This is a genomic window from Methylosinus sp. H3A (assembly GCF_015709455.1).
Classification (GTDB): domain Bacteria; phylum Pseudomonadota; class Alphaproteobacteria; order Rhizobiales; family Beijerinckiaceae; genus Methylosinus.
Genome location: NZ_JADNQW010000005.1, coordinates 900,989 through 921,818, shown reverse-complemented (window position 1 = coordinate 921,818; position 20,830 = coordinate 900,989). Strand labels below are relative to the sequence as shown.

The 20,830-nt window shown below is 66.3% G+C and carries 24 protein-coding genes; 15 read left to right on the top strand and 9 right to left on the bottom strand.

From position 1 onward, the window contains the following. Positions 1–193 precede the first annotated feature (193 nt). The 3 genes from IY145_RS07440 to IY145_RS07430 all read left to right on the top strand — a co-directional run bounded on the left by IY145_RS07440 (position 194) and on the right by IY145_RS07430 (position 3,071). On the top strand, positions 194–661 hold the full coding sequence (locus tag IY145_RS07440; RefSeq protein ID WP_196407625.1) for a hypothetical protein: 468 nt from the start codon (positions 194–196) through the stop codon (positions 659–661). Positions 662–778: 117 nt separating this feature from the next. Then, positions 779–1,318 (top strand): preprotein translocase subunit SecG, encoded by a 540-nt coding sequence (secG, locus tag IY145_RS07435; RefSeq protein ID WP_196407624.1) that lies wholly within the window; start codon positions 779–781, stop codon positions 1,316–1,318. A 124-nt stretch (positions 1,319–1,442) separates the two neighbouring features. Further along, the gene (locus IY145_RS07430; RefSeq protein ID WP_196407623.1) at positions 1,443–3,071 is read left to right on the top strand and encodes a CTP synthase; all 1,629 of its coding nucleotides are present in this window, start codon (positions 1,443–1,445) and stop codon (positions 3,069–3,071) included. Between the two features lie 92 nt (positions 3,072–3,163). On the opposite strand, the gene IY145_RS07425 is transcribed toward IY145_RS07430, so the two are convergent. Then, positions 3,164–3,676, bottom strand: a complete 513-nt coding sequence (locus tag IY145_RS07425; RefSeq protein WP_196407622.1) for a hypothetical protein — start codon at positions 3,674–3,676, stop codon at positions 3,164–3,166. Positions 3,677–3,881: 205 nt separating this feature from the next. Here IY145_RS07425 and IY145_RS07420 point away from each other — a divergent pair, with 205 nt between their 5' ends. Both IY145_RS07420 and IY145_RS07415 read left to right on the top strand, forming a co-directional pair. Beyond that, on the top strand, positions 3,882–5,300 hold the full coding sequence (locus tag IY145_RS07420) for a sensor histidine kinase (protein WP_196407621.1): 1,419 nt from the start codon (positions 3,882–3,884) through the stop codon (positions 5,298–5,300). Then, a complete protein-coding gene (locus IY145_RS07415; RefSeq protein ID WP_196407620.1) occupies positions 5,297–5,950 on the top strand; it encodes a response regulator transcription factor in 654 nt (217 codons plus the stop codon). Before IY145_RS07420 ends, IY145_RS07415 begins: the two co-directional genes overlap by 4 nt. Before the next feature lie 90 nt (positions 5,951–6,040). Here IY145_RS07415 and IY145_RS07410 read toward each other — a convergent pair whose 3' ends face one another. Continuing rightward, entirely contained in the window at positions 6,041–6,697 is a 657-nt protein-coding gene (locus IY145_RS07410) for a DsbA family protein (protein WP_196407619.1), read from the bottom strand. Between the two features lie 137 nt (positions 6,698–6,834). On the opposite strand from IY145_RS07410, the gene IY145_RS07405 reads away from it, so the two are divergent. Next, the gene (locus tag IY145_RS07405; protein ID WP_196407618.1) at positions 6,835–7,380 is read left to right on the top strand and encodes a hypothetical protein; all 546 of its coding nucleotides are present in this window, start codon (positions 6,835–6,837) and stop codon (positions 7,378–7,380) included. Positions 7,381–7,421: 41 nt separating this feature from the next. Here IY145_RS07405 and IY145_RS07400 read toward each other — a convergent pair whose 3' ends face one another. Next, positions 7,422–8,075, bottom strand: coding sequence for a uracil-DNA glycosylase family protein (locus tag IY145_RS07400; protein ID WP_196407617.1), 654 nt, complete (start codon positions 8,073–8,075; stop codon positions 7,422–7,424). Positions 8,076–8,284: 209 nt separating this feature from the next. Between IY145_RS07400 and IY145_RS07395 the strand changes: the two genes are divergently transcribed. From IY145_RS07395 to queC, 3 genes are all read left to right on the top strand, one after another. Beyond that, the gene (locus IY145_RS07395) at positions 8,285–9,838 is read left to right on the top strand and encodes a sensor histidine kinase (protein WP_196407616.1); all 1,554 of its coding nucleotides are present in this window, start codon (positions 8,285–8,287) and stop codon (positions 9,836–9,838) included. 85 nt (positions 9,839–9,923) lie between these two features. Then, entirely contained in the window at positions 9,924–10,298 is a 375-nt protein-coding gene (locus IY145_RS07390; RefSeq protein ID WP_196407615.1) for a DUF4180 domain-containing protein, read from the top strand. A gap of 41 nt (positions 10,299–10,339) precedes the next feature. Then, a complete protein-coding gene (queC, locus tag IY145_RS07385) occupies positions 10,340–11,056 on the top strand; it encodes a 7-cyano-7-deazaguanine synthase QueC (protein WP_196407614.1) in 717 nt (238 codons plus the stop codon). Here queC and IY145_RS07380 read toward each other — a convergent pair. Genes IY145_RS07380 through IY145_RS25625 form a run of 4 tightly spaced genes read right to left on the bottom strand, consistent with a single transcriptional unit; the run spans position 11,053 to position 13,982 of the window. Next, entirely contained in the window at positions 11,053–11,397 is a 345-nt protein-coding gene (locus IY145_RS07380) for a DUF1491 family protein (protein ID WP_196407613.1), read from the bottom strand. The two genes, queC and IY145_RS07380, sit on opposite strands and share 4 nt — an antisense overlap. Positions 11,398–11,441: 44 nt before the next feature. Further along, positions 11,442–12,164, bottom strand: coding sequence for a peptidoglycan-binding protein (locus IY145_RS07375; protein WP_196407612.1), 723 nt, complete (start codon positions 12,162–12,164; stop codon positions 11,442–11,444). Next, positions 12,157–12,900: a HAMP domain-containing sensor histidine kinase gene (locus tag IY145_RS25630; RefSeq protein WP_312030629.1), complete on the bottom strand. Its 744-nt coding sequence runs from the start codon at positions 12,898–12,900 to the stop codon at positions 12,157–12,159. The genes IY145_RS07375 and IY145_RS25630 overlap by 8 nt, the downstream gene beginning before the upstream one ends. Continuing rightward, positions 12,846–13,982, bottom strand: a complete 1,137-nt coding sequence (locus tag IY145_RS25625; protein WP_246721838.1) for a PAS domain-containing protein — start codon at positions 13,980–13,982, stop codon at positions 12,846–12,848. Before IY145_RS25625 ends, IY145_RS25630 begins: the two co-directional genes overlap by 55 nt. A gap of 259 nt (positions 13,983–14,241) precedes the next feature. Here IY145_RS25625 and IY145_RS07365 point away from each other — a divergent pair, with 259 nt between their 5' ends. From IY145_RS07365 to IY145_RS07345, 5 genes are all read left to right on the top strand, one after another. Next, complete coding sequence (locus tag IY145_RS07365) at positions 14,242–14,592, top strand: hypothetical protein (RefSeq protein WP_196407611.1); 351 nt, start codon at positions 14,242–14,244, stop codon at positions 14,590–14,592. Positions 14,593–14,674: 82 nt separating this feature from the next. Then, positions 14,675–15,097, top strand: a complete 423-nt coding sequence (locus IY145_RS07360) for a SufE family protein (RefSeq protein ID WP_196407610.1) — start codon at positions 14,675–14,677, stop codon at positions 15,095–15,097. A 204-nt stretch (positions 15,098–15,301) separates the two neighbouring features. Then, positions 15,302–16,288 (top strand): ABC transporter substrate-binding protein, encoded by a 987-nt coding sequence (locus IY145_RS07355; RefSeq protein WP_196407609.1) that lies wholly within the window; start codon positions 15,302–15,304, stop codon positions 16,286–16,288. Further along, positions 16,285–17,040, top strand: a complete 756-nt coding sequence (locus IY145_RS07350) for an ABC transporter permease (RefSeq protein ID WP_196407608.1) — start codon at positions 16,285–16,287, stop codon at positions 17,038–17,040. Before IY145_RS07355 ends, IY145_RS07350 begins: the two co-directional genes overlap by 4 nt. Beyond that, the gene (locus IY145_RS07345) at positions 16,991–17,725 is read left to right on the top strand and encodes an ABC transporter ATP-binding protein (RefSeq protein WP_196407607.1); all 735 of its coding nucleotides are present in this window, start codon (positions 16,991–16,993) and stop codon (positions 17,723–17,725) included. Before IY145_RS07350 ends, IY145_RS07345 begins: the two co-directional genes overlap by 50 nt. Positions 17,726–17,928: 203 nt before the next feature. Here IY145_RS07345 and IY145_RS07340 read toward each other — a convergent pair whose 3' ends face one another. Next, positions 17,929–18,477: an RBBP9/YdeN family alpha/beta hydrolase gene (locus IY145_RS07340; RefSeq protein ID WP_196407606.1), complete on the bottom strand. Its 549-nt coding sequence runs from the start codon at positions 18,475–18,477 to the stop codon at positions 17,929–17,931. A gap of 112 nt (positions 18,478–18,589) precedes the next feature. After that, positions 18,590–20,290, bottom strand: a complete 1,701-nt coding sequence (locus tag IY145_RS07335) for a lysine--tRNA ligase (RefSeq protein ID WP_196407605.1) — start codon at positions 20,288–20,290, stop codon at positions 18,590–18,592. Positions 20,291–20,458: 168 nt separating this feature from the next. Between IY145_RS07335 and IY145_RS07330 the strand changes: the two genes are divergently transcribed. After that, a complete protein-coding gene (locus tag IY145_RS07330) occupies positions 20,459–20,830 on the top strand; it encodes a GIY-YIG nuclease family protein (protein ID WP_196407604.1) in 372 nt (123 codons plus the stop codon).

The window sequence follows — 20,830 nt, the reverse complement described above, 5'->3', positions numbered from 1 at the left end:
CGGCGGAGAAATCCATCGCGATGCGACAATCTGTCCGAAGCGGCGCGCTTGCCGGGACCGCGGCGGCCGTGCAGCCTGTGATCGGAGCCCCATAAGGAGCCCGCTTCGCGTCCCTCATGCTTCGTGGCGCCTGACCATGAAGCACGAATGTCGCGACGGATAAAAAAACGAGAAAAAAGAGGAGACGCGTTTCATGTCGAAATCGAAGATCGTGGCGGCCGCCCTGCTCGCGACCGCGCTCACCGCCGGCCGCGCCGAGGCCTTCTGCCTGTTTTCCTGCGAGCCGACCGCCGACAACGCCCGCTCGGTGTTCGAGAACCGGCTGAAAAAGAAGTTCGATCCGGACGCGCGAATCGTCAAATTCGATGTGTCGCGCTTCTGGCAGCTCGACGTCGAGGGCGCCGGCCACAAGGCCGTCGAATTCTATTTCACAGGCACGGTGGAGTTCCCCAAGGGCGCCAATCTCGATTGCAAGCCGGACGACGCCGGGGCGGTCAAGGCCGGCTGCTCGGCGAGCAAATATTATTCGACGACCGTCTCCAATCAGGAGATCAAGGACCGTCAATATATCGAGCCCGGCGCCAAGATCGAGTTCAGCGACGAGACGCGCTTCGATCAGGCCCCAGGGGGCTGGAAGGGCCAGGACGGCAAGGCCTATTGACCGCGCAGCCGCGGCCGCCCCTTCCCTAGGCCCGCGCAATTGGTGTAGAAGGCCCGCGACAAGAAAATGCGCGGGCCGCGGGGCGGGCGGAACCGAAGCGCCGGGAGATAGCGGTTCATGCAGCAGGTTATCATCGTCATCCACCTGATGGTGGTGGTCGCTCTCGTCGTGCTGATTCTCTATCAGAAGTCGGAGGGCGGGGCGCTCGGCATCGGCGGAGGCGGCGGCCTGTTCACCGGCCGCGGCCAGGCCAACGCCATCACCCGCGCCACCGGCATTCTCGGCGCCATCTTCTTCCTGACGAGCATCGCGCTTACCGTTCTCCCGGCCTGGGAGCGCGGAAGCGAGGGGGTCGATCCCGGTAGGCTGGAGCTCAAGGAGCTGCCGCCGGCCGGCGCGCCGGCGGCGACGCCGAACGCCGCCGCCCCTGCGGACAAGAAAGAGAGCATCTTCGACCAGCTGCAGCGCGCTCAGCAGCAGCGCCAGGGCGCGACGCCCCCGGCCGCCGAGCAGCCCGCCGCTCCGGCCGAAGCCGCTCCCGCGACTCCCCCGGCGGCGGAAGGCGCGAAAGAGCCTGACGTCAAGGCTCCCGAGGTGAAGGTGCCCGAGGTGAAGGCTCCCGCGGGCGCCGACACGGCCCCGGCCGAGCAGAAATAAGGCGCAGGCGGCTTAAAAGCCGCCTCCCGCAGCTTCGGCGCGAGAGAACGCGCCGGTGGAATTCCACCGGCCGACGAAAAAAGTCTTTTCCGAATCGATCCCGAGGCGATAAGCGTAAGGCCCCATGGCGCGGTACATCTTCATCACCGGCGGCGTGGTCTCCTCACTCGGCAAGGGCTTGGCGTCTGCGGTGCTCGGAGCATTGCTTCAGGCGCGCGGCTACACCGTGAGGCTGCGCAAGCTAGATCCCTATCTCAACGTCGATCCAGGGACGATGAGTCCCTATCAGCACGGCGAGGTCTTCGTCACCGACGACGGCGCCGAGACTGATCTCGACCTCGGCCACTATGAGCGTTTCACCGGCCGTCCCGCCTGCAAGCAGGACAATGTGACGACTGGGCGCATCTATCAGGACATCATCGCCAAGGAGCGGCGCGGCGATTATCTCGGCGCGACGATCCAGGTCATCCCCCATGTCACCAACGCCATCAAGGACTTCGTCCTCGACGGCAATGAGCATGTCGATTTCACGCTGATCGAGATCGGCGGCACGGTCGGCGACATAGAGGGCCAGCCCTTCTTCGAGGCGATTCGCCAGCTCGGCAACGAGCTGCCGGAGAAGCATTGCGTCTATATCCATCTGACGCTGCTGCCCTTTATCCCCAGCGCCGGCGAGCTGAAGACCAAGCCGACCCAGCATTCGGTGAAGGAGCTGCGCTCCATCGGCATTCAGCCGGACATTCTGCTCTGCCGTACCGATCGCGAGATCCCGCGCGAGGAGCGCCGCAAGCTCGGCCTCTTCTGCAACGTTCGCGAGAGCGCGGTGATCGAGGCGCGCGACGCCGCCCATATCTATGACGTGCCGCGCGCCTATCACGCGGCCGGGCTCGACGCGCAGGTGCTGGCCGCCTTCGGCATAGACCCGGCGCCCAAGCCCGATATGAGCCGCTGGAATGCGGTGACGCAACGCGTCAACAATCCCGAGGGCGAGGTGACGATCGCCGTCGTCGGCAAATATACGGGCATGAAGGACGCCTATAAGAGCCTCATCGAGGCTCTGGCCCATGGCGGCATCGCCAATCGCGTGAAGGTCAATCTCGACTGGATCGAATCGGAGGTGTTCGAGAGCTCCGATCCGGCCGCCCATCTTGAGCATGTGAACGGCATTCTCGTGCCTGGCGGCTTCGGCCAGCGCGGCGCGGAGGGCAAGATTCTCGCGGCGCGCTTCGCCCGCGAGCGCAATGTCCCCTATTTCGGCATTTGCTTCGGCATGCAGATGGCGGTCATAGAGGCGGCGCGCGCGCTCGCCGGCATAGAGAAAGCCAATTCCACCGAATTCGGCCCCTGCGAGGAGCCAGTCGTCGGCCTGATGACCGAATGGCTGCGCGGCAATGCGCTGGAGCAGCGCGCGGCGGGCGGCGATCTCGGCGGCACCATGCGGCTCGGCGCCTTTCCCGCGCATTTGAAGCCCGGCTCGCGCATCGCCGCCATCTACGGGCGCCAGGACATTTCCGAGCGCCATCGCCACCGTTACGAGGTGAACGACGCCTATCGCGAGCGATTGGAGGCGCATGGCCTCTCTTTCGCCGGCCTGTCGCCGGACGGGCTGCTGCCGGAGACGGTCGAGATTCCCGACCATCCCTGGTTCATCGGCGTGCAATATCACCCGGAGCTGAAGTCGCGGCCCTTCGAGCCGCATCCGCTTTTCGCCAGCTTCATCGAGGCGGCGAAGGCGCAGAGCCGGCTGGTGTGATCTCGCACAGGCAGGAGCGAGCCTCTAAGGCTCGCGGTCCAGGGAACGCTTTGGACCGTGAGCCTTAGAGGCTCGCTTTGTCGCGCTCGGGATTACTCCGCTCGCTCGAAGTTCGGAGCAATCTTCGGCGCCGCCGCCTCGTCGCCGGCCCGCCATGCCGCGCGGACGGCGAGGAAGGCCGCTGTCAGAAACCCCACTGTCGTCAGAGTGAAGCTCACGCCCGCGATCAGCGGAAAATGCGGCTCGACTGGCGGCAGCGTCGCCGGATCGATCTTCGGCTTCAGCGCCCGCAGCGCGAAGGAGAGCGGGTTGTTGAATGTTCCGAAGCAGATAGAGACGATCATCCAGATCGGCGGCCGTATGGCGTATTGGCGGAACAGCAGCGCGAAGACAAACACGAATTGCGCCATCATCAGATAATCGATATGGGCGCGGATGAGATCGTCGCGTCGGTGGATCGCCTGCGCCAGCTCGCCGTCAGGGTAGAACAAAGTGATTCCCAAGACCCAGGCGATGGCGAGCGCCATGCCCAGCAGCAGCGTCGCAAAGCCGAGCACAAAAGCGGTGCGCGACGGCAGGCGCGCCGAGAACGACGGTTGTTTCATTGACATGGCTCCGAATGCCCCTTCTCGGGGATGCGCGATCCTGCCCGCTCGCCGCTGCGCGTCCTAGGGCGCGCCGGCCCGCATCGCGCCGGGCAATTTGCCCGATCTTCCCGAGGTAAAGCGGAGCGGCGGCCGGATCGCATTGGCGGGCAAGGCGATTCCTGCTTTACTCGGGCCGCTGGGGAAGAAGCCGGAGCGAAGACCGATGCAATTGATCATTCGCCTCATCATGCGCCTCGTCGCGATTGTGGCGCTGTGCCTCGCGCTCGCCATCGGCTGGGTGATGAACGACGCCAATCGCGCGATTCGCGCCGAGACCCAGGCCTCGGCCGAGCGTGTCGCGCATGAGCTCGAAAATCTTTTTTGGCGCGAGATTCTCTGGCGCGGCAGCATGCGGCGCGACAACATCCTGCCCATTCCCAATTGGGAGTCGCTCGCGACGTTGAAGCTCGTTTCCCCCGGCGTCTGCATCACTTTCGCGCCGGGCGCGGAGGCGCCGCGCGTCATGTGCAGCCAGATGGATGGCGTCGGGGCGGAGGCGCCGCAGTGGTTCGCGCGTGCCTTCGATCTTCTCTTCGGCGCGCCGGCGCCCGTCTCGCGGCCGCTCACCGTGCGCCAGCCGGAGACCGGGGCCGTCGTCGCGCGCGCCGATTCGGCGGCGGCCGTGCGTCAGGCCTGGCGCGAAATCTCCATCGTCGCCGGCGTCGCCGCCTCCATGGCGGTCGGCGTCTGCCTGCTCGCCGCGCTCGCCATCTTCCACGCGCTCGCGCCGACGCAGGCGATCGTCGACGGGCTGCGCCGCCTCGAGAGCGGCAATTATCGCCATCGCATCAAAGCCTTCACCAGCGGCGAGTTCGGCCTCATGGCCCGCGCGGCGAATGATCTCGCCGAGCGGCTGGCGCAGACGACGGCCGAGCGCGTCGCTCTGACGAAACGCCTGTTCGAGGTACAGGAGGAGGAGCGCCGCGCGTTGGCGCGCGATCTTCATGACGAATTCGGCCAATGCCTCACGGCCACCACCGCTTTCGCCGCGGCGATCGAGGCGGGCGCGGCGGATCGGCCCGATCTCGCCGCCGACGCGCGCTCGATCGGCAAGGTTGCGCGGCGCATGACGATGACCTTGCGCGAGGCGCTGGCGCGGCTGCGCTCGCAGGATCTGGACGAGCTCGGGCTCGAGGCCTGTCTGGTGCAGCTCGTCGCCGGCTGGAACGCGCAAACAGCGCCGCGCGCGGTCGTGCATCTCGATCTGATGGGCGATCTCGCCGGCGTGCCGCCGGCCGTTTCGACGAGCGTTTTCCGCATCGCCCAGGAGTGCCTCACCAACGCCATGCGCCACGGGAAGCCGCACGAGGTCTTTTTGCGCGTGGAGCGGCTCGCCTCTAATGACGGCGTCGTCGCGCTGACGGTGGAGGACGATGGCGACGGCGATCCGACGCGCATCGATTTTGCCGCGGGGCACGGCCTGCTCGGCATGCGCGAGCGCGTCTCGGCCTTCGGTGGCAGCCTCTCCATCGGCCGCGCCGCCCGCGGCGTTCGCGTCGCCGCGCGCATTCCGCTGATCCACGCCAATTCGAACGCCGGCGGCCGAGCCGGAGGCTTTGGCGCTCTCGGGCGCGCGGCGTGAGCGGCGTCGGCCTTCTGCTCGTCGACGACCATCCGATCGTGCGTGAGGGTTATCGCCGGCTGTTCGAGCGCCAGCCGGGCTTTCGCGTCGTCGGCGAGGCCGACAGCGCGGCCTCGGCCTATCAGGCCTATCGCAAATTCTCGCCGGACGTCGTGGTGATGGATCTGCAGCTCGCCGGCGGCGCGGGCGGGCTCGAGGCGGTGCGCCACATCAGGCAATGGGACAAGCGCGCGCGCATTCTCGTCGTCACCATGCATGACGCCGCCGCTTATGCGCTCAAAGCCTTCGAGGCCGGCGCCAGCGGCTTCGTCACCAAGGGCGGCGAGGCCGCCGAGCTGGTGCGCGCGGTGGAGACGGTCGCCCGCGGCGGCCGCGCGCTCGGCGACGACATAGCGCGGGAAATCGCGGCGGAGCGCTTGGCCGAGGGCCGTTCGCCGCTCGACGATCTCGGCCCGCGCGAGACGGAAATTCTACGCCTCGTGGCCTCCGGCCGCACCACGGAGGAAATCGCCGGGGCGCTCAATCTCAGCGCCAAGACGGTGCAGAACTACCATTATCAGATCAAATCCAAGGTCGGCGCGCGCACCGACGCGCATCTCGTCTGGCTCGCCATCGGCGCCGGGCTCGTCGGCGCGGAGAAATCGATGTGAAAAAATGCGAGCCTGAAGGCTCGCGGTCCAAGGGCGGGATCGGACCGCGAGCCTTCAGGCTCGCCCTGCGCAGTCTTGCGCCTTCGGCTTTCAGGACTTGGCTTTCTCGGCCAGAATCTTCTCGAAGTCGGCCTCGGGAATCTCGCCGCTGTATCTGTCGCCGTTGATGAAGAAGGTCGGCGTCGAATTAATGCCGAATTTCTCCGCCGCGCGGTCGCGCACCTTGCTCACATTCTCGAAGAGTTGCTGATCTTTCAGCGTCGCCTCGAATTTCTCCTGGCCGAGGCCGGTCTGCTTCAGCACATTGGCGAGGCCGTCGAGCGGCTTGTCGACGAAGGCCCAGTTCTTCTGCTGGGCGAACAGAAGATCGACCACGGCGTCGCGCTTCTCGCCGGCGTTGCGGGCCAGCATGAAGGCCGCCGTCGCCAGCGGATCGAGCGGGAACTCGCGCAAAATGAACTTCGCCTTGCCCGTGTCGATGAAGTTCTTCTTCAGCGCCGGATAGACGTCCTTGTGAAAGGCCGCGCAATGGCTGCAGGTCATGGAGGCGTATTCGACGATGGTGACGGGCGCGTCGGCCTTGCCCTCGACGATATCCGGCAGAGCATTGGGCGCCATCAGCTCCTCGACCGGGACTTTGCCGCTCGGCGCCTTCTGGGCGAAGGCGGGCGCGGCGAAGCCGAGGACGGCGGAGGCCGCCGCGGCGAGCGCGGCGCGACGGGAAAAACGAAGGTCGAAGCTGGGCATGGACGCTCCATAGGGTCGCGGAACCGGCGGACCATAGAGCATTTTCGGGTCGCGGGGAATCCGAGGAGTGAGAGGTTTCCGGGCGAGGGGATCGGATTGGAGCGTTCCTCGAGGAGAATGGCCGATGCCTCGGATACATGATCGGCGCATCTGGTTCGGGCGTTTCGACGCTCGGCGCCGTGGTCGCCGATCTCCTTGCCGCGCCACATCTCGACGCGGATACGGTCTATTGGCGGCCGACCGACCCGCCTTTCGTCGAGGCGCGTCCGCGCGCGGAGCGGCTCGCTTTGCTTTGCGAATTGCTGCCCGCGGCCGGATGTTGGGTGTTCTCCGGCTCGGCGATCGATTGGGCCGCGGCCCTCGAATCCTCGTATGACTTGATCGTCTATCTGCGGCTCGATCCCGCCATCCGCATGGATCGGTTGCGTCGGCGCGAGCAGGCTCGATATGGCCGTCGTATCGAGCCCGGCGGCGACATGGCGGCGACGAATGCGGCGTTCCTCGCCTGGGCGGCTGCCTATGACACGGCCGGCGCGGAGCAGCGCAGCCGGGTCGCGCATGAAGAATGGCTAGCCGCCCGGGCTACTCCGATCTTGCGGCTCGATTCGTCCGAGCCGGTCGATGTGCTGGCGAGCGCAGTGCTGTCGAAAGTGAAAGCCAGTGGTCTGCGTCATTCGAACTGAAGACCCGAGGGCGCGCCGTTCACTTTCGTCGACGCGAGCGACTAGGGGCCGAGTCTCGCCAGCCGCTCCACCTCCGCCCGCACCACCGGCAAAAGCTCCTCGGCGAACCAGGGATTGCGTTTCAGCCAGCCGCTGTTGCGCCAGGAGGGATGCGGCAGCGGGATGATCTTCGGCCGAAGCGCCGAAAATTCCCGCCAGCGGCCGACCGTCTCGGCGACGCTCGCGCTGGGCCGCAAGGCCACGCCGAGACGGCGCAGATGATAGGCTTGCGCATATTTGCCGACCGCCAGCATCGTTTCCACCTGCGGCAGAGCCGCAAAGAGCGCGTCATGCCAATGCGGCGCGCATTCGCGGCGCGGCGGCAGGTCGCCGCCATGCGCGTCATAGCCGGGAAAGCAGAAGCTCATGGCCGCGACGCCGATGCGGGCGACGTCGTAGAAAGTCTCGCGGTCGACGCCCATCCACTCGCGCAGCCGGTCGCCGGAAGGGTCGTCGAAGGGAAGTCCCGAGCGATGCACGCGCATTCCGGGCGCCTGGCCGGCGATCAGCAGTTTCGCCGTCGCTGAAACGCGCACCACCGGGCGCGGCTCGTGCGGAAGCGCAGCGCCCTCCGGCCGCTCGACGCAGATGCGGCAGGCGCCGATGCCGGAAACGAGCGCGGCGAGCCTTGCTTCGCTCACGGTGGAAAAGGTCATTTTTGCGCTCCCTTACGGGAACGATCGATAGAATTCGACAAATGTCGTGAGTCCCCCGTTAACGTTTCCGCCCCATTATCAGTGACGCTCGACCTGACGCCTAGATTGCAGAGAAAGTTTTCGGCTTCTGGAAAGGGTCGTGACGACGTTTCCCGGCAGGGGGCCGTCGTTCGAGTGCGAGACATCGTTGTTTCCGGGTCCTGCGTATCATGAATGACATAACCGCCGAGATGATCGAGCGCGGCCGGGGCAAGGATCCGCGCGCCGCCGCCGAGCGTCGCCGTCGCAGCGCCAAAGTGCGCGAGGCGCGCGAGCGGCTCACCACCTCGGACACCGGCCATCGCGGCTGCGACGTCGGCCTGTTGCGCGCCTACGCCTCCGCGCGAATCCATTCCGCCATTCCCGCGACCGCGCTCATCGCCATGGTGGCGACGCTCACCCGCTATTGGATGGAGGGCGAGGTCGACATCATCTGGACCGTGCTCGCCTTCTCGAGCCTGCTGCTCTGCTACGGCCTCGCCAAAAAGCTCGAGCGCCTCGCCGATGACGAGATAAATGTCGTGGGCTGGCGCAGCAAATTCGTCGCGGCGGAATTTCTGCATGGCCTCGTCTGGGCGGCCATGGCGCTATTGCTGCTGCAGGCGAGCGATCCCAACGCCAAAGCTTTCGTCACCGCCATGCTGATGCTGGCGGCGGCCTTCAATACGATGGTCACGGCGACGATCCCCTTCGCCGTCTATGCGACGATCACGCCGATCTCACTCGCCATCGTCGCCTGTCTGCGCATAGACGGCGTCGAGGATACGAGCCTCTCGCTGCTGGCGCTGGTGGGCGCGGCGCAGGTCTTTTTCGTGGTGCTCGCCAAGCGCTTCCATCATGTGACGCGCGAGAGCCTGTTCTTCCGCATCGAGAAGGACGATCTCATCGGCGAGCTGGAGCAAGCCAAGGCCAATTCTGACGAGGCGCGCCGCCGCGCGGAGGAGGCCAATCTCGCCAAATCGCGCTTCCTCGCCACCATGAGCCACGAGCTGCGCACGCCGCTCAACGCCATTCTCGGCTTCTCGGAAGTGCTGAAGAACGAGCTGTTCGGCGTCCATGCGGTGGCGGCGTACAAGGATTACTCCAACGACATTCACTGCAGCGGCCAGCATTTGCTGATGCTGATCAACGAAATCCTCGATCTCTCGCGCGTCGAGGCCGGCCGTTACGAGCTGAAGGAGGAGAGCGTCTCGCTCGCCGGCGTCATCGAGGATTGCCGCCATCTCCTGACCATTCGCGCGCAAAAGCGCGGCATAGAGATGATCGAGGTCAAGGAGCCCGATCTCCCGCGCATCTGGGCGGATGAGCGGGCGGTGCGGCAGATCATGCTCAATCTCCTGACCAACGCCATCAAATTCACGCCGCAGGGCGGGCAGGTGGTGCTGAAGATCGGCTGGACCAGCGCCGGCGGCCAATATGTGGCGATCAAGGATACGGGTCCGGGCATTCCCGAGGAGGAGATCGCCGTCGTCATGTCCTCCTTCGGCCGCGGCACGCTGGCGCAGAAGAATGCGGAGGAGGGCACCGGCCTCGGCCTGCCGATCGTCAAGGGCCTCGTCGATCTGCATGGCGGTATGTTCAAGCTGAAGTCCAGGGTGCGCGAGGGCACGGAGGCGATCGTCGTCTTCCCGCCGGAGCGTGTGATGAACGCGCTGCCGAAATTCGAGGAAGAGGACGAGACGCCGCATTATATCGGCGAGCGGCGGCGGAATGCGGCGGCGTGAAGGGGCGGACCGTCGGCGCGATGGGGACGCGGGCTTCGTTTTCGGCTAGAATCGCCTCCCGACGGAGCGGCAAAGAGAGGGCGATATGGCGGATAGCGCGCGCGATATTCATGGCGTTCGCACGCTCGTCTGCTGCGACGATGGCGCGAAGCTCGAGGCCGAGCGCGACGCCAATGATTTTCTGAGCGCGGCTTGGGAGCATCAGGCGAGCATGGTCGCTATTTCTGTCGCTCGCCTGACGGACGCGTTTTTTCGTCTCGAGACGCGTCTCGCAGGAGAAACGATTCAGAAATTCGTCAACTATCAGCTTCGCTTGGCGATCGTCGGGAGCATAGCCGCGCATATGAATGAAAGCCGCTCCTTGCGCGATTTCGTCTATGAAGCCAATCGCGGGCGATCCGTATGGTTCGTCGACGATTTGGAATCGCTGGCGCTCAAGCTGGAGGCGCAGCGCGGCTGACGCTCGTCGGCCGCGACGCAATGCAACGAGGCAAAGTGGCGATGACGACATCTTTTCTATCGACGAGCGACGCCGCCCTCGTCCTCTTCTCCGGCGGACAGGATTCCGCGACCTGTCTCGCCTTCGCGCTCTCGCGCTTTGCGCGCGTCGAGACGGTGGGCTTCGATTATGGCCAGCGCCATCGCATCGAGCTCGAGCAGCGTGGGAAAATCCGCGAGGGGCTCTCGCGCATGTCCCCGCTCTGGGCCGAGCGGCTCGGCGAGGATCACACCATCTCCATCGAGGCGCTCGGCGCCATCTCGGACACGGCGCTCACGCGCGAGGCGGAGATCGCTTTCGACGCCTCGGGCTTGCCCAATACTTTCGTGCCGGGGCGCAATATTCTCTTTCTCACCTTCGCGGCGGCGCTCGCCTATCGGCGCGGGATCGGCCATCTCGTCGGCGGCATGTGCGAGACGGATTTTTCCGGCTATCCCGATTGCCGGGACGCGACCATCCGCGCGGTGGAAAACGCGCTGGCGCTCGGCATGGATCGTCCGCTCGAAATTCTTACGCCGCTCATGTGGATCGACAAGGCCGCGACCTGGAAGCTCGCCGAAGAATTGGGCGGCGAGCCCTTGGTGCGGCTGATCGTCGAGGAGAGCCACACTTGCTATCTCGGCGAGCGCGGCAAGCGCTTCGACTGGGGCTATGGCTGCGGCCAATGTCCGGCCTGCCGCCTGCGCGCCGCCGGCTGGGAGAAATATCGCGCCTCTTAAGCGGCGGCGATATCGACGAAGCTTCGCCCATCGCGATCCTCGATCTCGACCAGCCAGAGATCGGGGTCGAAGACGATCTCCTTGTGCGCGCGCTCCTCGGCCTCGAGCGGCGTCACCCATTCTTCCGCATGCAGCCGGGCGAACAACCGATCGACGCCGTCGGGAAGGTCGAAGCTCTGCGGGGCCGGCCCGAGCAGCGCCGCGCGTCCGTCCAGACGGTCGATCTTGACGAAGATCGAGCCGGCCTCCTCGGAGCCGCGACGGCGCAGCATGGCGACGGCGCCGGCCGTCTCGGCGCGGCGGATGAGGGCGGAGACGAAAAAGTCGGAGCGCAGACGCATGAATTCTTTTCAGCTATTCGAAGCCGCCCGCGCAAGCTCTTTCGTCAATGCGCCGCGGCGCTCGCATGGCCAGCGCTCGCATGGCCAGCGTTCGCCTGGCCGACGCTCGCTTGGCCCTGCAGCTTGCGCAGCAGCTTGGCCGTCACCTCGCCGGTGACGGGGAGGTGGTTGTCCCGCTCGAATTTCTCGATCGCCTGCTTGGTCGCGCCGCCCATCTTGCCGTCTGGCCGCAGCGCGAAGCCGAGCTTGGCGAGCGCGCGCTGCGCGCTCAGCACATTCTTGTCGGCCTCGTCCGTCTTCGGCGCCTCCTTATGCGCGTCCTTGCCGAGCAGTGCGCCGATCGTGTCGCGCTTCTCCGCGCGCGTGGGCTCCGGCTTCGCCGCCTGAGGCTTGGCCATGACCGGAGCGTGCGGGGCCGGCGCGGGCTGGACGGCCGCGGCCTGGGTCGGCGCTGCGGCTTGCGGGCGCACGGGCGGCAGCGGCGCTTGCGCCTCGGCCTGCGCGTGCGGTTCGGGCGCGAAGGAGCGGAACAGCGGCGCCGGGTGGCGGCCGTCCTGGAAATAGAGCGCGTTCAAGGGCACACCGATCGCCGTCGCGCCGGCGAGGCAGAGGAAAACGATTCCGCGCCGGCGGCCGCCGAACAGCTTCGTCAGCGCGCCTTTCTTGGACTTGGCGCCGGCTTTGGCGCCGCGGCCGCGCTGCGTCTCACGGCGATCATCGTCGCGGAGCAGGAAATCGTGATTGGCGCCGGCGAGAGCTTCACGCAATTTTCTTCATCCTGTCTTCGGTCGTCTCGAGTCCGTCGGCTGGACGGATCGCGCCGCGGCGGGCGATCGTCTCGATCCGGGCGAGAGCGGGAGCCTTGTTCTGAAAGGGACGGCAATCGAGCGGCAGGCGCACGGTGACGGTGGTGCCGCAGCGCGGCGCGCTCTCGACCGCGATGGTTCCGCCATGCAGGCCGACGAGGCCGCGGACCACGGAGAGGCCGAGGCCGGTGCCCTCATAGGCGCGATCATGGCAGGCGCTCGCCTGGAAGAAGGGATCGCCGAGCCGGCCGAGGTCGGTGGCGGAAATGCCGATGCCGCTGTCGCCGACGGCGAGCGCGAGGCAATTGCCGTCGGGGTAGGCCCTGATTCTCACGCGGCCATTGGCCGGCGTGAACTTCACCGCATTGGACAGGAGATTGATGATGATCTGCTTGCAGGCGCGCTTGTCGCCGACGATCTCCTCGAGCCGATCGGGATAGTCGCGCGAGAGGGTCACATGGCCCTGTTCGGCCTTCAGCTGCATCATGCTCGCGCATTGATCGACGAGCTCGGGCAGAGAGAAGGGCTCGGGCGAAAGCTGCATCGACCCCGATTCGATCTTCGACATGTCGAGGATCGTATTGACGACGGCGAGCAGATGCTGGCCGGAATTGCGGATGATCTCGGCATATTCGCGCCGCTTCACCGGATCGACCGGCGCGAGCTGCTCGCTCGCCAGCATTTCGGAGAAGCCGATGATGGCGTTGAGCGGCGTGCGCAGCTCATGGCTGACATTGGCGAGGAAACGCGTCTTGCCGGCGGCGGCCATCTCGCTCTCGCGCCGCGCCGCCTCGATCGCTCGGCGGCGTGGCGCTGCGCCGTCACATCGCACAAAATGCAGACGACGCAAGCCGCGCGGGCGTCGTCGGCGGCCTCCACCAGGCTGCTGCGCGCCTCGAAGAAATGGAACACGGGCTCGATGAACTCGCCGAGCTCGTTGCGCGCATGGCCGATGCGCAGGCGCAGCGTCGCCCGCACCGTCTCGCCGCTCGAGATGGCGTCGGACACGAGCTTGAGAAAGGCCGGCCGATCGGCGACATGGACGCGCTGAAAAAAGCCGCGCCCCATCAATTCGCGCGCGTCGAGCCCATAGGCTCTGGCCGCGTCGCCGACGACGGAGGAGACCGCGCCGCCCTCGTCGAAACCGATGACGAGATCGCCGGACGCCTCGGAGACGAGCCGCAGATCGCGAGCGTTGCGCGCTTCGGCGCGCGCGCGAACCGTCTCGACCTGCGCCGCGCCGCGGGCGAGCAGCACGACATAGAGGACGAGCGGCGCCGCCAGCAGCGTCTCGAAAAAGCCGCCGCCGGTGGCCGCGGTGAGGGCCGCGACGGCGAGCACGGCGAGCGATGCGGAAGCGACCATCGAGACGAGCGTGAGATCGCAGGCGAGGATCGCCTCGATGAGGGCGAGGCCGCCGAAAGGGGCCGCCGCGCCGGCGTGAGCGCCGACAGAAAGGCAGGCCGCGGCGAGCGCGAGCCAGCCGAAGGCGGCGATGGATTGCGCGATCTTCAGATCGTCGAGGCGCAGCAGGGCCGCCACCGACAGCAGTGGCAATTGCGCCAGAGCGAAGATCGCGCTCTCGCCGAGCGTCGGCGCGCCATTGACGACGATCCACAGCGGGGCGGCGATGAGCACGCCGGCCGCGAGAATCAGATGCGATAGGAGGAAGGCTTCGCGACGCGTGCGCTCTATCGAATCGACGGCGCGTCCGGATTGCGCCAGACGCTCGATCCACTCACTCGACACGGTCGCCCAAGGTGCAGTTGGCTTACGCAAAATCACGCTCCCGATTGCGGACAATGTGACAAATCGGTCTTAAGTGACTGCTAAACCGACCATGGAAATGGAAGAATTCCGTTTTGGGGCGGCGCCGAACGCCGCTTATGGTTTGCGACTTCTTAGCTCGCCGGCCGCGTTTACGCCCGCGGCTCGCGCGCATCTTCGCCGGCCGCCGCATTTACGAAGCGGTAAGGGGCGCGGGCGATCGTTTCTCTCGCGCGCGGCGGGCTCCCGTCGGGAAAGCGAGGCGTCGGCCGTGGGTTTCCTATTCAAGTCTCTTGTTTTCTTGGGGGTCGTTTTTCTCGTCATCATGCGTGACGCGGAGCGGCGTCCCGCGCCGCGCGAGCGCGCCGTGGCGGCGCGCTCGGCCGCTCCGGCTGCGGCGAGGCCGAAAGCTTCGCCCGTCGAGGCCGAGACCTCCCCTGTCGCGGCGGCGCGCGGCGCGCTCGCAGAGCTCGCCGACGAGGCCGCCGGCAAAATCGCCGCCGTCGCGCGAGACCATTGCATGGCGCATCCGTTGGATTGTCTGCAGGCGGCCGAGAAAATCGGCCGGGCGACGGCGGTCGAGCCGCCGCGGCGGCCCACCGGCCTCGGCGCGGCGCCATGATTGCATCACTGCCGGCGATTGCGCCAAAACGGACAGTAGCCATATAACTGTCGGAAGGGCGTCTCGAGCGGGCGAGCGGACAATGGTGATAGACGAGATCATCGGCAATTTCGAAATGCTCGACGAGTGGGAGGATCGATATCGATATCTCATCGAGCTCGGCCGCACTCTGGAGCCTTTGCCGGACGAAGCCCACACCGAGGACAACAAGGTGCGTGGCTGCGCGAGCCAGGTCTGGCTTGAGAGCAAGGTGATTCGGGAGGGCCGCGGCGCGCCGATTCTGTCGCTGCGCGGGGACAGCGACGCACATATCGTGCGCGGCCTCGTGGCCCTGATTCTGGCGCTCTATTCGGGCCGGCCGGCGGACGAGGTCGCCGATCTCGACGCCATGCCGCTGTTCACCGAGCTCGGCCTCGCCCAGCATCTGACGCCCCAGCGCAGCAATGGCGTCCGAGCCATGGTCGAGCGCATCAAGAACGAAGCCCGCGCCGCTCTGGCGGCGTGACGCGCGGGGCCTGAGCGGGCCCCGCCAGCCTTCCCCTGCTATGCGGGCGAGGGAGCGGATTTCTGCCTTTCATCTGAGATTTTGCGTGACGCCGATCGTTCGCACGCCCCTCTTCCCGCGCGGCCGAGGGTCGAGGAGGGGCCTTTTCCGCGAATTATGCTATCCTGCCTCGTGAGGAAATGAACGAATGAGGCGGGACTTATCTTGCGACCGATCTTCCAGAAACTCCTCCTTTCGGCTCTGATCGCGCTCGTCGCCCTCGCGCCTGCGCGGGCCGGCGATCGTCTGCGTCTCGCCCTCCAGAAGACCGGCTCCGGCGTCTGGGAGATCGCCGTCATCACGGCCTTCGGTCTGGACAAGCAGGCCGGGCTCGAGCTCACCGTGACCGAGCTCGCCAATACAGACGCCGCCAAGATCGCCATTCAGAGCAATTCGGCCGACATCGTCGTCTCGGACTGGCTGTGGGTCGCTCGCCAGCGCGCCGATGGGGCGAAGCTCACTTTCTATCCGCACTCGACAGCCATCGGCGCCTTGATGGCGCGGGACAAATCGGTGAAGAGCGTGGCCGATCTCGCCGGCAAGAAGATCGGCGTCGCCGGCGGGCCGCTCGACAAGAGCTGGCTGATGTTGCGCGCCTTTGCGCAGCGTCAGGGCGTCGATCTCGAAAAGGCGGCGACGATCGTCTATGGCGCGCCGCCGCTCATCGCCGAAAAAGCCGCCGAGGGCGAGCTCGACGCGGCGCTCGAATTCTGGAATTTCGCCGCCGATCTCGAGGCGCGCGGGCTCTATCGCGCCTTGGACCTGAGGCAGGTGGAGACGGCGCTCGGCGCCAAGGGTTCCCCCGTCGTCACCGGCTATGTGTTCGACGAAGGCTTCGCCGCGAAGAACGCCGAGGCGCTGGCGCGTTTCTTCGCCATGATCGACAAGGCCAGGCATTTGATCGCCACGTCCGACGCCGCCTGGCGTGTGGCGATGCAGCGCATTCCGGCCAAGGATCCGGCCGTGCTGGCGCTCTACCGCAAGAGCTATTCGGAAGGCATCCCCGCCCGCAGCCTCGCAGAGGAGCGCGCGGATGCGGCCCTTCTCTTCTCCGCTCTCGCCGATATCGGCGGCCCGGCGCTGGTCGGCCGCGCGACAAAGCTGCCGCCGGGCACTTTCTACGAGGCCGCCCCGGCGAGCGCGGCGCGGTGATTCGTCTTCTGTCGCTGCTGCTGCTGCTGGCGCTCTGGCAGGGCGCGGCGCTTTTCGCCGATCCGCGCCGCCTGCCGGGGCCGCTCCCCGTCTTCGAGGCGATGGCGCATGAGGCCGAGTCCGGCGCGCTGTTCACCAATCTGGCGGCCACGCTCGCGCGCGTCGCGGCTTCCTTCCTGCTGGCCATGAGCCTGGGCGCCGCGCTCGGCTACGCCATGGGAAGGCGGCGGGCGTTGGATCGCCTCTTCGATCCTTGGCTGGTCATTCTCCTCAATCTGCCGGCGCTGGTCGTCATCGTGCTGGCCTATCTGTGGGCCGGCCTCACCGAGGCGGCCGCCATTGGCGCGGTGGCGCTCAACAAGCTGCCCAACGCCATCGTCGTGATGCGGGAGGGCGCCCGCGCGCTCGACCACGAGCTGGACGAGATGGCCGAGGTCTTCCGCCTGCACCCGGCCGCGCGGCTGCGGCATATCGTCCTGCCGCAGCTCGCGCCCTATATCGCGGCGGCGACGCGCTCGGGGCTTTCGCTCGTGTGGAAGATCGTGCTGGTGGTCGAGCTGATCGGCCGCTCCAATGGCGTCGGCTTCGAGATCAACATGGCCTTTCAGCTTTTCGACGTGCGTTTGCTGCTCGCCTATGCGATTCCCTTCGTCCTGCTGATGCTCGCCGTCGAAACCCTCCTGGTGCAGCCCTTTGAACGACATGTCTCGCGATGGCGCCGCCGCCCTACTCGAGGTCAGGGTTTCGCATAAGGATTATGCCCGCGGCGGCCGACCGCAGCGCGCGCTGGAAAATCTCTGCGTTTCGCTGCCGGCCGGCCGCGCCGGCGCCGTAGTCGGACCGTCCGGCTGCGGCAAGACGACATTGCTGCGCATCATCGCCGGACTCGATACGGAATTTTCCGGCGAGGTGACGCTTCCCGCCGGCGGGCGGCTCGGCATGGTGTTTCAGGAGCCGCGCCTGCTGCCCTGGCGCAGCGTCATCGACAATCTGCGCATCACTGCGCCGGAGGCGAGCGAGGAGGCGCTGCGCTCGCTGCTCGCCGCGCTCGAGCTCGAGGAGCATGCGCAGCATTTTCCCGGCGAATTATCGCTCGGCCTCGCGCGCCGCGTCGCGCTCGCGCGGGCTCTGGCGATCGAGCCCGATCTTCTGCTGCTGGACGAGCCTTTCGTCTCGCTGGACGACGTGCTGGCGCGTGATCTGCGCGCGCGCATCGCCGCGTTGATCGACGAGCGCCATGTGACGACGCTGATCGTCACCCATGATCTGCGCGAGGCGATAGAGCTCGCCGATGTGATTTTTCTATTGTCGCCGCGCCCCTCGCACGTCGGCGCGACGCTCGACGTGGCGACACCGCGCCGGCTGATGACGAGAGAGTCCGCGGATGCGCTGGAAGCGCGGGCGCGCAGGGAGATCGATGCGATGCGCGGGCGGTGAGGCCCCTCCCCAGCCCTCGCGCTATCGGATTGACCGTCATGGCCGGGACAAGCCCGGCCATGACGTCGTGGGGGCGAGGGATGTGTGCATCCGATAGCCCGCTGCGCGCGAGAGGGGTAGATTGCGCGCTTCATCGAAGTTTCGGGCGACAATTGCCGCCTCCCTCTCCCGCGAAAGCGCTGGAGGGTGAGGGAGGCGGCGCGCTACAGCTTCGACAAAAAGCCCGCGAAACGCAGCGAGCCCTCCGGCCAAGGCCCATGTCCGCTATCGGCGTTGATATGCCCGGCCGCGCCGGCATCGACCAATTCCGCGCCTATGTCCTGCGCCAGAGCCCGCGAGAAATCCGACTCGGCATAAGGATCGTCCGAGCTGGCGACGAGAAGCGTGGGAAAGCGCAGCCGCTCGCGCGGAATCGGCAGAAAGGCGGGATCGATCGCCGTCAGCTCGGTGATCGCGCGCTCGGAGGGCGGCGCGACGAGGAAGCCGGCGGCGATCTTGTCGCTCGCGCGCGCGGCGACATGCAGCGCCGCTATGCCGCCGAGCGAATGCGTGACCAGCACCACGGGACGCGTCGCCGCGGCGATCTCGCGCTCTATGCTCTCGATCCATTCTGGAAAGCGCGGCGCGTCGAAATCCGCCTGCGCCACGCAGCGCGCGGTGGAGAGCTTCTTCGCCCAGCGCGTCTGCCAATGCTCGAGGCCGGAGCCGCCCAGCCCCGGCAGGATCAGAATATCCGCATCCGCAGCGCGCATGTTTCCTCCGACAATCCCACTCCCTCATCCTGAGGCGCTTTTTGCGGAACGCAAAAAGCCTCGAAGGATGCTCTAGAGGGCGACCCTTCGAGACGGCCCCTTCGGGGCCTCCTCAGGGTGAGGGGACTGTTTGTGCAGATCCGAGCAATTCCCCGGCGAGCGCCTTGGCGATGAGGCCGCGCGTCTCTTCGACGCCGAAGAGCGCGACGAAGGAGCCGAAGCGCGGGCCGCGGCTCTCGCCGAGCAGAACCTCATAGAGCATGTTGAAGAAGTCGTTCGACACGCCCGGCCGCTCCGGTGTCGCGCCTTTCGCCTTCAAATCCTGATAGCGCGGCACGGCGCGCGCGACATCATAGAGCGCGGTCTGAATATCCTCGGCGCTGGCGTCTTTCGGCAGTGAAGCCAACGTCTCCGACAATGTCGTCAGCACGCCGCGCTCCACATCGTCGGCGGCGCGATATTTTTTCGCCGGCCGCACAAAATCGCGAAAGTAAGCGACCGCATAGCCGACGAGCTTGTCGAGACGCGGATGATTCTGCGGCGACACATTCGGCGCATAGCGGCGCAGAAAGCCCCACAGCACCGAAGAATCCTCGGCATTGGCGACGGTCGCCAGATTGAGCAGCATGGAGAAGGAGATCGCTGTCCCCTTGGCCTCGCCGTCATGGGCGAGCGTCTCCGGCTCCGGCGGCGCGCCGAAGTGAATGTGCCATGCCGGATTGCCGAGCCGCTCCTTCCACGCCTGTCGCTGATAGGCCTCGAGGAAGGAGAGGTAATCATCGACATTGCGCGGAATGACGTCGAAATAGAGCTTCTTCGCCGCGCTCGGCTTTTGAAACATGAATTGCGCGAGGCTCTCCGGGCTGGCGTAGGTCAGCCACTCCTCGATCGTCAGACCATTGCCCTTGGACTTGGAAATCTTCTGGCCCTTCTCGTCGAGGAAGAGCTCGTAATTGAAGCCCTCCGGCGGACGGCCGCCGAGCGCGCGCACAATGGCGCTCGACAACTTCACCGAGTCGATGAGGTCCTTGCCGGCCATTTCGTAATCGACGGAGAGCGCATACCAGCGCATCGCCCAATCGGGCTTCCATTGCAGCTTGCAATGGCCGCCGGTGACGGGCGTGACAAAGGCTTCGCCGCTCTCGGGATCGCGCCAGGAAATGGTCCCCGCTGTGGCGTCGATGGAATCGAGCGGAACCTGCATGACGATTCCGGTATGCGGGTGAATCGGCAGGAAGGGGGAATATGTCGCCGCCCGCTCCTCGCGGAAGGTCGGCAGCATGATCTTCATCACCTCCTCATAGCGCGCCAGCATATGCAGCAGCGCGGCGTCGAAGCGGCCGGATGTGTAATAGTCCGTCGAGGAGGCGAATTCGTAAGTGAAGCCGAAAGCGTCGAGAAAGGCGCGCAGGCGGGCGTTGTTGTGCGCGCCGAAGCTCTCATGCGTGCCGAACGGGTCCGGCACCTTGGTCAGCGGCTTGCCGAGATGGGCGCGGACCAGCTCCTTATTTGGGATATTGTCGGGGACTTTGCGCAGTCCGTCCATATCGTCCGAAAAGGCGAGCAGGCGCGTCTCGATCTTTCCCTCGGTCAGCACCTCGAAGGCGTGGCGCACCATGGAGGTGCGCGCCACCTCGCCGAAGGTGCCGATATGCGGCAGGCCGGAGGGGCCATAGCCGGTCTCGAACAGCACTTTGGTCTGGCCGGTCTCGGCCACGCGTTTGACGAGCTTGCGCGCCTCTTCGAACGGCCAGGCCGGCGAGACGCGGGCGGCTTCGAGGAGATCGGCGGGCAAGGGCTCGGACGTGGGCATGATGCGGCTTTTGTTGCGGTTGCGAAGAGGGGCGCACACTATGGGCGCCGGGCGGAGGCGTCAACGCGTGGGGGGGTATATGGCTCCCGCAATTCTCTTGCCGAACCAAAAAGCAGCCCTCATGCTGAGGAGGCCGCGAAGCGGCCGTCTCGAAGCACGAGGGCTGCGATGCCGATCGATGGGGCGACGATCTATATTCTTCTCTGCGCCGATGGCAGTTATTACACAGGTATCACGCGCAAGGACGTCGAGCAGCGCGTCAGCGAGCACAATAACGCGACCTATGAAGGATATACGTCGCCGCGGAGGCCCGTTCGACTGCTGTGGTCTGCGCATTTCGGCCGATTGACCGAGGCCATAGCGACGGAGCGGCGCATCAAGGGTTGGAGCCGGGCCAAGAAGGAAGCGCTCATGCGTGGCGATTATGATGCGTTATCCGTCCTCGCGGCGCGGCGCGGAAAAAAGGAACGTCCAGTTGGCGGCGGCCCCTCGCCCTTCGAGACGCCTGCTTCGCAGGCTCCTCAGGGTGAGGGGACTTGA

Coding starts and splice junctions, on each gene's coding strand:
- IY145_RS07440 (WP_196407625.1), top strand. CDS start 194: ATGTCGAAATCGAAGATCGTGGCGGCCGCCCTGCTCGCGACCGCGCTC.
- secG (WP_196407624.1), top strand. CDS start 779: ATGCAGCAGGTTATCATCGTCATCCACCTGATGGTGGTGGTCGCTCTC.
- IY145_RS07430 (WP_196407623.1), top strand. CDS start 1,443: ATGGCGCGGTACATCTTCATCACCGGCGGCGTGGTCTCCTCACTCGGC.
- IY145_RS07425 (WP_196407622.1), bottom strand. CDS start 3,676: ATGAAACAACCGTCGTTCTCGGCGCGCCTGCCGTCGCGCACCGCTTTT.
- IY145_RS07420 (WP_196407621.1), top strand. CDS start 3,882: ATGCAATTGATCATTCGCCTCATCATGCGCCTCGTCGCGATTGTGGCG.
- IY145_RS07410 (WP_196407619.1), bottom strand. CDS start 6,697: ATGCCCAGCTTCGACCTTCGTTTTTCCCGTCGCGCCGCGCTCGCCGCG.
- IY145_RS07405 (WP_196407618.1), top strand. CDS start 6,835: ATGATCGGCGCATCTGGTTCGGGCGTTTCGACGCTCGGCGCCGTGGTC.
- IY145_RS07400 (WP_196407617.1), bottom strand. CDS start 8,075: ATGACCTTTTCCACCGTGAGCGAAGCAAGGCTCGCCGCGCTCGTTTCC.
- IY145_RS07395 (WP_196407616.1), top strand. CDS start 8,285: ATGAATGACATAACCGCCGAGATGATCGAGCGCGGCCGGGGCAAGGAT.
- IY145_RS07390 (WP_196407615.1), top strand. CDS start 9,924: ATGGCGGATAGCGCGCGCGATATTCATGGCGTTCGCACGCTCGTCTGC.
- queC (WP_196407614.1), top strand. CDS start 10,340: ATGACGACATCTTTTCTATCGACGAGCGACGCCGCCCTCGTCCTCTTC.
- IY145_RS07380 (WP_196407613.1), bottom strand. CDS start 11,397: ATGCGTCTGCGCTCCGACTTTTTCGTCTCCGCCCTCATCCGCCGCGCC.
- IY145_RS07360 (WP_196407610.1), top strand. CDS start 14,675: ATGGTGATAGACGAGATCATCGGCAATTTCGAAATGCTCGACGAGTGG.
- IY145_RS07345 (WP_196407607.1), top strand. CDS start 16,991: ATGTCTCGCGATGGCGCCGCCGCCCTACTCGAGGTCAGGGTTTCGCAT.
- IY145_RS07340 (WP_196407606.1), bottom strand. CDS start 18,477: ATGCGCGCTGCGGATGCGGATATTCTGATCCTGCCGGGGCTGGGCGGC.
- IY145_RS07335 (WP_196407605.1), bottom strand. CDS start 20,290: ATGCCCACGTCCGAGCCCTTGCCCGCCGATCTCCTCGAAGCCGCCCGC.
- IY145_RS07330 (WP_196407604.1), top strand. CDS start 20,459: ATGCCGATCGATGGGGCGACGATCTATATTCTTCTCTGCGCCGATGGC.